Raw genomic sequence first — 9552 nt, forward strand, 5'->3', positions numbered from 1 at the left:
CACCATGACCGCAGAACCTCACCTCAAGCCCCGCCCCCTCGATCCCGCCAGGCTGTCGGTCCTCAGCCTGCCCATGCACGATCCGCGGGTCCGGCCGCTGCTGGACGAGCTCGCCGTCGAATATGACACCCGCTATGGGGACCTGTTCGGGCGGTCTGCCGCTGCGGACGAGCTCAACCGCTACCCGGCCGCCGAATTCGAGGGACCGGACGGCGCGCTCCTGATAGTCCAGGAGGACGGGAACTCGATCGCCGGCGGGGCGTTCCGCCGGTACGACCCCACCACGGCGGAACTGAAGCGGATCTGGACGCACTCGGCCCACCGCCGTCGTGGTTTAGCCCGGCTGGTACTCGCCGAGCTCGAAGCCCTCGCCGCAGCCCGCGGCTACGCCCGGCTGTACCTGACCACCGGGCCGCGGCAGCCGGAGGCCAAGCACCTCTACCTCACCACGGGATACCAAGCGCAGTTCAACCTGGCGGCAGATCCGGAAACCATCGGGCCGCTGGCCTTCACCAAGGAGCTGGCCACTGTCCCGGGGGACGCACGGAAGAACTGACCGCCCGGATCCCACCGCATCCGGGGCAGCCGCCGCTAAGCTAGCGCCATGGCCACCAAAACCACAGCAGAGAAGCTTGCCACCATCCAGCAGGGCTACATGCTGGAAGGCGCCACCATCGAACTGGGAGCCGCCATCATCGACGGCGAACTCCACAAGGATGCGCCGGTGCGCCTGCCGCTGGCCATGATGAACCGGCACGGACTCGTGGCCGGCGCCACCGGAACCGGCAAGACCGTCACACTGCACATGATGGCCGAACAGCTCTCCACGGCGGGCGTTCCCGTGTTCCTGGCCGACATCAAAGGGGACCTCTCCGGCCTGGCGACTGCCGCCGTCGGCAGCGACAAGCTCAAGGCCCGCACGGACAGCATCGGCCAGGCATGGGCGGGCAAGACGTTCCCCGTGGAGTTCCTGGCACTCGGCGGCGACGGCAACGGCGTCCCGGTCCGCGCCACGGTGACCTCCTTCGGTCCCGTCCTGCTTTCGCGGATCATGGAACTGAATGACACGCAGGAATCCAGCCTGCAGCTCGTCTTCTACTTCGCGGACAAGAACGGCCTTGAGCTGATCGACCTCAAGGACCTCCGCGCCGTCATCCAGTTCCTCACCTCGGACGAGGGCAAGGACAAGCTGGAGGAACTCGGCGGACTGTCCAAGGCCACCGCCGGCGTGATCCTGCGGGAGATCGTGAACCTGGAAGCGCAGGGGCTGGAGAAGTTCTTCGGGGAGCCGGAATTCGACACGGCCGAGCTGCTGCGCACCGCCCCCGACGGGCGAGGCGTAGTCACCTGCCTGGAACTGCCCACCCTGCAGACCAAGCCCATGCTGTTTTCCACGTTCCTGATGTGGCTGCTGGCGGACCTGTTCGAGGACCTCCCCGAGGCCGGCGACCTGGACAAGCCCAAGCTCGTGTTCTTCCTGGACGAGGCGCACCTGCTCTTCAACGGCGCCACCAAGGCCTTCCTGGACGCCATCACCACCACCGTCCGGTTGATCCGGTCCAAGGGTGTGGGCATCTTCTTCGTTACCCAGACCCCCAAGGATGTCCCCGCCGACGTCCTGGGCCAGCTGGCCAACCGGGTCCAGCACGCCCTGCGCGCCTTCACCCCGGAGGACGCCAAGGCGCTCAAGGCCACGGTGTCCACGTTCCCGGTCAGCGACTACGACCTGGAAGAGACCCTGACGTCGGCGGGCATTGGCGAGGCCGTCATCACCGTCATGAACGAAAAAGGCGCGCCCACGCCGGTGGCCCTCACCCGGCTGCGCGCCCCGGAATCCGTCATGGGTCCAAGCGAGGAAGCGCTGGTCCGGAGCACGGTGGCCGGCTCCGCCCTGCTCGGCAAGTACGGGACCACGGTGGACAACCCCTCCGCCTACGAGAAGCTCACCGGCAAGGCCGCAGCCCCCACGGGCCCGGCGGCATCTGCACCCGCCGCCAGCGCGCCTGCCAGCGCACCTTCAACAACGGGCGCTTACGACGTGGACGCCGAGGCCCGCCGGATCGAGGAGGAAATCCTGGGCCGGCCCAGCAGCAGGCCCGCCCAGGCCCCCGAACCGCAATACCACGAGCCCGCGGACATTGAACCATCCAGCCCGAGCGGCAGGGCACCGCGGGCTCCGAAAGCCCAGACCCGCCGGCCGGAGCCACAATCCGGCGGCATGATGGGTGACCTGGGCGGCGTCCTCGGCGGTGCGCTGGGCGGCGGGCTGAAGAGCATGGCGCGGTCCGTGGGCACCCAGCTGGGACGCGAACTGCTCCGCGGCGTGTTCGGAACGTCGTCCCGGCGCCGTCGCCGCTGACCCTGCCGGGACGCTGCCCAGGGCGCCCGTGCGCGCTGTCCCTGCACCCCGCCGTCGGGCGTCAATGGGGTATTGCCCGGCAGATTAGGGGGGACCCCAACTTTAGTGTGCGTCCGCACTGACGTTACTGTGTAGAACGTGCAGATGAGTCAAGCGTTGGTGAGGATCGCAGCCGGATGGTTGCTGGGCCTCATGCTTGCCGTTGCCGGAGCCGTGGTGGCCATCAACGTGGTGAACAATACGGTGGCCAGTCCGCAGCAGCCCGTCAGGGAATACCTGGACGCGCTGAAGAGCGGGGACGGCGGGCGTGCGCTGGGGATTCTGCGGGCCGCTGTTCCGCCCAGCAACGCCGCCATGCTGGACGGTCCCGGGCTGCAGACGTCCGCGTCCCGCGTCACGAATGTGAATATCGGCGATCCCGAGGAACGCCCCGGGAACCAGGTCATGGTCCCGATGGAATACACCATTGACGGCAGCCGGCTGCACACCGAATTCCTGCTGCAGAAGACCGGTACGGAGTGGCTGTTCTTCAACACCTGGGCCTTCGTGCCGTCGCGGCTGCCCACCGTCGACATCACCGTGGTCAACGGCAATGAGGCAGCGGTGAACGGCGTCCCGGTGAACATGCCCAACGGCCGCAATTCCTTCGCCGTCTTTTATCCGGGCGAGTACGAAGCCTCCCTTAACGGGCAGTACTTCTCCGCTCCCGCCACCCGGGCCACGGTGACCGCCAAGGACGCCCCGGTGGCGCCGCTGAACCTGCTGACCCAGGCAACGGACAAGCTGAAGAACGATGTTGCGGCCAAGGTCCGGGAATTCCTGGACGGCTGCGCGGCCGAGGCCGTCAAGGAACAGAAGCTCCAGCCGGACTGCCCCTTCTATTACGCCAGCAACAACCGGGTCCAGGACGGCACCATCAAGTGGACCGTCACCGAGTACCCGGGTGTATCGGTGGAACCCTTCGACGGCCGGTGGGTGGTGTCCCCGCTGGACGGCAAGGCCAAGGTGGAGGCGCTCCAGCAGAACTCCTTCACCGGTGCCTGGTACCCGCTGGACGCCGAGGTGGACTTCAGCTTCACCACCCGGCTGGACGTCACCGGTGACACGGTCAAGGTCACCCCGCAGCTGAGCTTCTAGGGTCCCGGCCTCCGCCTAGGCCCGGACTGGCCCAGTTTTGACGCCACGCCTGCCGTGTTCTCCACTGTCCTAAACCCAATCGCGCCGAAAACTGGGCTGGTTCCGGTGCGGCCACCGCAGTGACCCGCGTGCCAGTACCTCCCGGACCTGTGCCAGCACGGACTCCGGGGCGTAAACCACATCGTCATAGAAGAACCTGAGCACCGGAAGACCGTGACGTACCGCTTGGTTGTCCCTGCGGCGGTCCTTTTTGAACTGGCGTGGTTCAAGGTGGAAGGCGAGCCCGTCAATTTCCACGATGAGGAAACCCTCCAGCAGGAAGTCCACACGGCCGATTCCCTCTATCCACACCTGGGTCTCGGTGGCTATGCCGGCATCCCGGAACAGCACCCGGGCCAGCGTTTCCAAAAGAGAGTCTGCGCCCCGTTCGACCTTGGACACAACATTGCGTGCCTTGCCTGACCGGTTGCCCTTCAGGTGCTGCAACAATGAGGACGGCTCAATGTCTCCCCTGTTGTAGGCACACTCCACCATCACCAGCGACTCAAGTTCGGGCAGGCACAGCAACGCGTGAAGCAGGACGTCGGGAAGTGCGGCCAGGGTCCGGTGAGCTGCCCGCTGCGTCAGGGGTAGCCGGTGGCTTACACAGCGGACGGTGCTTCTTCCGTTGCTTTGCCAGTAGTGCGGCCGGGCAGCCGGTTGAAGCTGCCATAGTCCGTAATGCGAGGCGGCCGAGGCACATGTCAGGAGGCTCCGGACTCGCCCTGCAGCCACCACGTCTGGTCCAGCGTCCGGAGCGGCCAGCAGCCCGCGCTCCAGCCGCACCACCGATCCAGTCCGGATGGCACGGTTGATGTCCCTCTCCGTTGCCCCGGCGGCGGCCACGTCACGCCGCAGCAGCACTCCCCCGGCCGATTTGAGAATGTCTGCAGGTTCCATCACGCCACAATGTCTGCTCCGCGTGGCCGGCGGCAGGCATCCGCGACGCCATGTGGACAAACAAGCGCCCCGAACTGGCCCAGTTTTCGGGCCGCTGAAACGGAACTGGCCCGGTTTTTAGGCTTTAGCAATCTGAAAACCGGGCCAGTTCGGCAAGACCTGGGCCGGGTCAGTCCATCCCGCGGAGGTCCAGGACCAGTTCGGTGTCGCCGTCGGCCTGCAGGACCACCGGGATGCCCCAGTCCTGCTGGTAGAGGTGGCAGGCGGCGTGGTCGGGGATTTCGCCGTCTTCGGTCTCGGGGCCGTCGCACGCCGCGGCGCGGGCGGTAATGTGCAGCACGCCCTCGGGAACGTCCGGGGACAGCTCCAGGGTGCGGAGGAGTCCCACCGAGGTGCCACCGCCGGCCACCAGCAACTCGGGCGGCGTGGAGGAGATCTTCAGCTGCGTCGGGTCGCCCCAGCGGTCATCAAGCTTCTGCCCGGTGGGAGCGGTGAAGCGGACGGTCAGGTCCAGCGTGCCGGGCGCGACCGGGCTCTTGGGCCGCTGGGTCTGCGATGCGCCCTCGTCCACCTGCTGCGCTTCCTTGGGGATGGGCACGTAGACCAGCTGGTGCTTGTTGGCCTCGACCACCACCAGCAGGGGCTCCGAGCCGGCGGATTCCGTGTGGTCCACAATGACGTCGGATGGCTCGGCGAGTCCGCGGGCCAGCGTTGAAACCGTTCCGGACGCGGGGTCGTAGCGGCGTACGGCTCCGTTGTAGGTGTCCGCGATGGCCACGGAACCGTCGGGCAGGACAGTCACGCCGAGCGGGTGCTGCAGGCGGGCTTCGGCGGCGGGGCCGTCGCGGAAGCCGAAGTCGAACAGGCCCTTGCCGACGGCGGACTCCACGGTGATGGACGCGTCGTCGGCGATGACCAGCTTGCGGAGTGCCGAGGTTTCGGAGTCAGCCACCCAGATGTTGCCGTCGGCGTCTTCAGCCAGGCCGGAAGACTGCGCGAACCAGGACTCGTGGGCGGGCCCGTCCAGCAGCCCTTCCAGGCCATTGCCGGCGATGATGGACACCGCGCCGGTAACGGGGTCGAAGCTGAAGATCTGGTGCGTGCCGGCCATGGCCACCACCACCGCATTGAGCTTGCGCGACCAGACGACGTCCCACGGCGAGCTCAGCGCAACATCCAGCGGGTCGGTGCCCAGCGAGCCGCTGAAGCCTGCGCCCTCCTCGTCCACCCGCGCCGGGCCCGTCTCCAGCAGGCGCTGGATGCCGTTTCCGGCCAGGGTGGAGGCCTTGCCGTCCGTGAGTGAGAGCCCCCTCAGGCGGTGGTTGACCGAGTCGGCAATGACGACGTCGTAGCCAGCCTTGGCTGCCACGTCTTCCGGCAGCAGGACCAGGCCCTGCGGCTCGTTGAACTGGGCGCTGGCGGTGTCCCCGGCGGCGGGGCCGTCGGCGTAGCCCTTGGTGCCCGAGCCGAAGGTGGCCAGGACGGTTTCGAAGTCGGTGCCGAGTTCCACCAGGCGGTGGTGCCCGGTGTCGGTGACCAGCCAGGAACCCTTCTCCGCAGCAACGGCAGCCGCGGCACCTGCTGGCGTCCCGGCGTCGGCCGTTCCAGCCAAAGCAGTGGAACCGCGTCCCGGCGGGAGGAAGAGTGCCTTGCCCGGGAAGCGCAGTGTGCCGGAGGTCGCTTCGGGCGCCACGTACGGGCCGGAGCCGCGGTGCAGGGTGCCCTTGGCCTCGTGCTCGGCGATCAGCTCGGGGATGAGCACGGCGAGGCCGTCCGCGTGGCCCTCGCCGGAGAGGTGCGCCACAATGTAGCCCTCGGGGTCGATGACCACCAGGGTGGGCCAGGCGCGGGCCGTGTAGGCCTTCCAGGTGTCCAGCTCGGGGTCGTCCAGGACGGGGTGGTGGATCTCGTAGCGCTCCACGGCAGCCGCCAGCGCCACCGGGTCGGCCTCATGCTCGAACTTGGGCGAGTGGACACCGACGGTGACCAGTACGTCGGAGTACTGCTGCTCCAACGGCCGCAGCTCATCGAGGACGTGCAGGCAGTTGATGCAGCAGAAGGTCCAGAAGTCGAGCAGGACGATCTTGCCGCGCAGGGCTTCAAGGTCCAGGGACTTGCCGCCGGTGTTCAGCCAGTTGCGGCCCACCAGTTCGGAGGCCCGGACCCGGGCATGGGTGCGTACGGTTTCGCTCATCAGCGTCCTTCCAGCTTGTTGCGTTCAGCCAGCTTGGCGTCGCGTTCGGCCAATTTGGCAAACATATCGTTGTAAGCAGTCAGTTCGGCGTCGTTATTCCTGTCGGCCGCCCGGTCCACGCGTGTCGCCTCCCGCTGGCTGGACCTGGACCACATGATGGCGACGCCGATCGCCACCAGCAGGGTGGGCACTTCGCCGATGCCCCAGGCCACGGCGCCGCCGGCCTGCTGGTCGGCCAGGGCCGACGGTCCCCAGGCGCGGCCCAGGTTGCCGAAGTAGTCCGCGGCCAGGAGCCCGGTCCCGCCCATGATGGACACGCCGAAGAAGGCGTGGAATCCCATGGTGGCCAGGAGCAGCAGCAGCCGCATGGGGTACGGTGCACGGCGCGGCAACGGGTCCGTGCCGATCATCGTCAGCACGAAAATGTAGCCGGTCAGCAGGAAGTGCAGGTTCATCAGCTCGTGGCCCACGTGATCGCGCATCGCGTAGCCGAACAGGTCCGAGTAGTAGAACAGGATGATGGAGCCGGCGAAGTTGGCCGCCGCGAACAGCGGATGGGTGACCAGCTGCGAGAACTTCGAGTGCACGAAGACCAGGAGCCACTCGCGGGCACCGCGTGAGCCGTCGCCGCGGGCGGGGAGGGCGCGGAGGGCCAGGGTCACCGGAGCGCCGAGCACCAGGAAGATCGGAGCCACCATGGTCAGTGCCATGTGGTCCACCATGTGGGCGGAGAACAGGATGCGGCCATAGACCGACGGCGGCCCGGACGTGATGTAGGTCAGCACCACCAGGCCAATGACCCAGTTCACGGACCGGAACCACTGCCAGGAGTCTCCCCGCCGGCGGACCTTGGCAACGCCCAGGAAGTAGGCGACCAGGCCGAAGAGGGCCACGCCGACCCAGATCCAGTCCAGGCGCCACTCGGTGAGCCAGCGTTCGGGAGTCAGCTCGGGGGCCAGCTCGTAGCCGCTGAGGATGAAGGCGGGCGAGGCGTTGGGTGCCAGCTCCGTGGGCTGCGGCGGCGCTGAGCGGCCCAGCGCCACGGCGATACCCGAGGTGGCCCCCATGACCAGCAGCTCCGCCAGGATCAACTGCCACAGCACGCGCCGCGAGGACATGGTGGCTCCCTTGCGGCCCAGCTGCGGGATGACCCACTGCCGGTGCATGAAGCCGATGCCGCCCAGCACCACCGCGCCCGCGGTCTTGGCCAGGATCAGCTGCCCGTAGGCGGAACCGAAGAGGTCCGCCCAGCTGGTGACGCGGATGCTGGCGTTGATGATCCCGGAGCCGAAGACCAGCACAAAGGCGAAGCCGGCCAGGGTGGAGAACCGCTTGAGCGTGGGTTCGGTGATGTCAGAGGCCGCACCGGCTTTGGGCCCCGTCAGGATTCCGGAGAGCAGGGCCAGAATGATGATGCCGCCCACCCATGTGCTGACGCCGAGCAGGTGCAGGCCGAGCGAGTTGATGGCGCCCTCGTGGTCCGAGGAACTGGAGGAGTGTCCGATCAGGGCCGTGGGCACCAGGCCGATGAGGGCCAGGATGAGGGTGAGGGCCAAGCCACCGAGGGACCTGACGCCGAAGAGCGCCGTTGTCACGATTGCAGCGATGATGGTGACGGCGAGCCAGGCCCGGCCGGTATCGATGTCCGTCATGAAATACACCAGGGCCTGCGTGAAGGCAGGATCGCCCGATAGTCCCTGCCCGGCCACGTCTGCGTAGGTCAGGACCAGGACCGCGATGGCGGACAGGGTCCACACCGCACCCGCAACGGCCGCCACGGCGAGGACGCGGGTGAAGGCGGGATGTTCAGGTGCCCCGCCGCCCGCGGAGGCTTCCCGGTCCCGTCCACGCGCGTTGAGGTTCTTGGGCAGGATGCCGACGGCGAACACCAGGCCGCCGACAACGGTCGCCAGGGACACGTTGTGGATGGCCTTGCTGATGGGCAGTCCCCAACGGACCAGGGCGCCCGGATCCGCGACGCTGCGGGCCGCTGCAGCGCCTGAGAAGATTAGTGCCGCTGCAAGGCCCAGGAAGAGCGCTGCCAGGCCCGCCAGTTGCCAGGGAACCGGGATCCCCCGGGTTCCGGCGTCCCGGACCGCAGCTCCCTTGCCAGGGCTGGAGTGTGGCGGGGTGGAACGGGGTTTTGCGGCAGAAGACACCATCCCATTGTCCGCTACGCCCGCCCGGGCGGCGAATCCGGGTTAAACGCCAAGGAGCGGCAACCCGGGGGTTGCCGCTCCTTTTCCGGCCGGCTGCATGCCGGCTGGGAATAAGCTCTACTTCTTGGAGACAGCAGCCTTCAGCTTGGAGCCGGCGGTCAGCTTGACGCTGTGGCCTGCTGCAATCTGGATGGTCTCGCCGGTCTGCGGGTTGCGGCCGGTGCGGGCTGCACGGTCGGTACGCTCGACGGCGAGCCAGCCCGGGATGGTGATCTTCTCGCCGGCGGCGACAGAAGTCTCGAAAACCTCGAACAGTGCGTCGAGGACGGAGTTGACGGCAGCCTGGCTGGTGCCGGCCTTGCCAGCTACCTCTGCAACAAGTTCACTACGGTTCTTAGCCATTGATGTCCTCCTGGACGGTTCTGATTCTGGAGCCTGCACGCGGCATGCGCGCAGGCCACTGTTCGAAAACTTACCAGCTTGGGCGGTTGCGGGCCGCAAATTCCGCGTGTTTCCGCCATTTTTTGAGGTTAATCACCGGATTTCAAGGGGTTTCCACCCTCCTCGCCCGTTGCGCGGCTTCCGGCGGCACACGCTCGTAGGAAGAGTACGACGGCGGGTGGCGTCTTTCCGTGGGCTGCATGGTGGGGTGCGTGGGGCTGGGGCCGGGTGGTGTCGGGTATGCCGGGTTTAAATGTGGGAGGCCCCGAACCGTGTGGTTCGGGGCCTCGACCAGTAATAGTTGTTCCGGCGGTGACCTACTC

General features: G+C 67.5%; 7 protein-coding genes. 3 read left to right on the plus strand and 4 right to left on the minus strand.

The features are described 5' to 3' along the window. Positions 1-4 precede the first annotated feature (4 nt). From ACFVTD_RS09920 to ACFVTD_RS09930, 3 genes are all read left to right on the plus strand, one after another. Positions 5-556 (plus strand): GNAT family N-acetyltransferase, encoded by a 552-nt coding sequence (locus tag ACFVTD_RS09920; protein WP_387561674.1) that lies wholly within the window; start codon positions 5-7, stop codon positions 554-556. A 48-nt stretch (positions 557-604) separates the two neighbouring features. Further along, a complete protein-coding gene (locus tag ACFVTD_RS09925) occupies positions 605-2359 on the plus strand; it encodes a helicase HerA-like domain-containing protein (protein ID WP_387561677.1) in 1755 nt (584 codons plus the stop codon). Between the two features lie 144 nt (positions 2360-2503). After that, entirely contained in the window at positions 2504-3496 is a 993-nt protein-coding gene (locus tag ACFVTD_RS09930) for a hypothetical protein (protein ID WP_387561680.1), read from the plus strand. Positions 3497-3565: 69 nt separating this feature from the next. Here the strand turns inward: ACFVTD_RS09930 and ACFVTD_RS09935 are convergent, their stop codons facing one another. The 4 genes from ACFVTD_RS09935 to ACFVTD_RS09950 all read right to left on the minus strand — a co-directional run bounded on the left by ACFVTD_RS09935 (position 3566) and on the right by ACFVTD_RS09950 (position 9190). Then, entirely contained in the window at positions 3566-4435 is an 870-nt protein-coding gene (locus ACFVTD_RS09935; protein WP_387561683.1) for a type IV toxin-antitoxin system AbiEi family antitoxin domain-containing protein, read from the minus strand. Between the two features lie 169 nt (positions 4436-4604). After that, positions 4605-6629, minus strand: a complete 2025-nt coding sequence (locus tag ACFVTD_RS09940) for an NHL domain-containing thioredoxin family protein (RefSeq protein ID WP_387561686.1) — start codon at positions 6627-6629, stop codon at positions 4605-4607. Continuing rightward, positions 6629-8791, minus strand: coding sequence for a cytochrome c oxidase assembly protein (locus ACFVTD_RS09945; RefSeq protein ID WP_387561689.1), 2163 nt, complete (start codon positions 8789-8791; stop codon positions 6629-6631). The genes ACFVTD_RS09940 and ACFVTD_RS09945 overlap by 1 nt, the downstream gene beginning before the upstream one ends. A 114-nt stretch (positions 8792-8905) precedes the next feature. After that, complete coding sequence (locus ACFVTD_RS09950) at positions 8906-9190, minus strand: HU family DNA-binding protein (protein ID WP_011693739.1); 285 nt, start codon at positions 9188-9190, stop codon at positions 8906-8908. Positions 9191-9552 lie beyond the last annotated feature (362 nt).

It is taken from the genome of Pseudarthrobacter sp. NPDC058119 (assembly GCF_042884655.1).
In the GTDB taxonomy this organism is placed as follows: domain Bacteria; phylum Actinomycetota; class Actinomycetes; order Actinomycetales; family Micrococcaceae; genus Arthrobacter.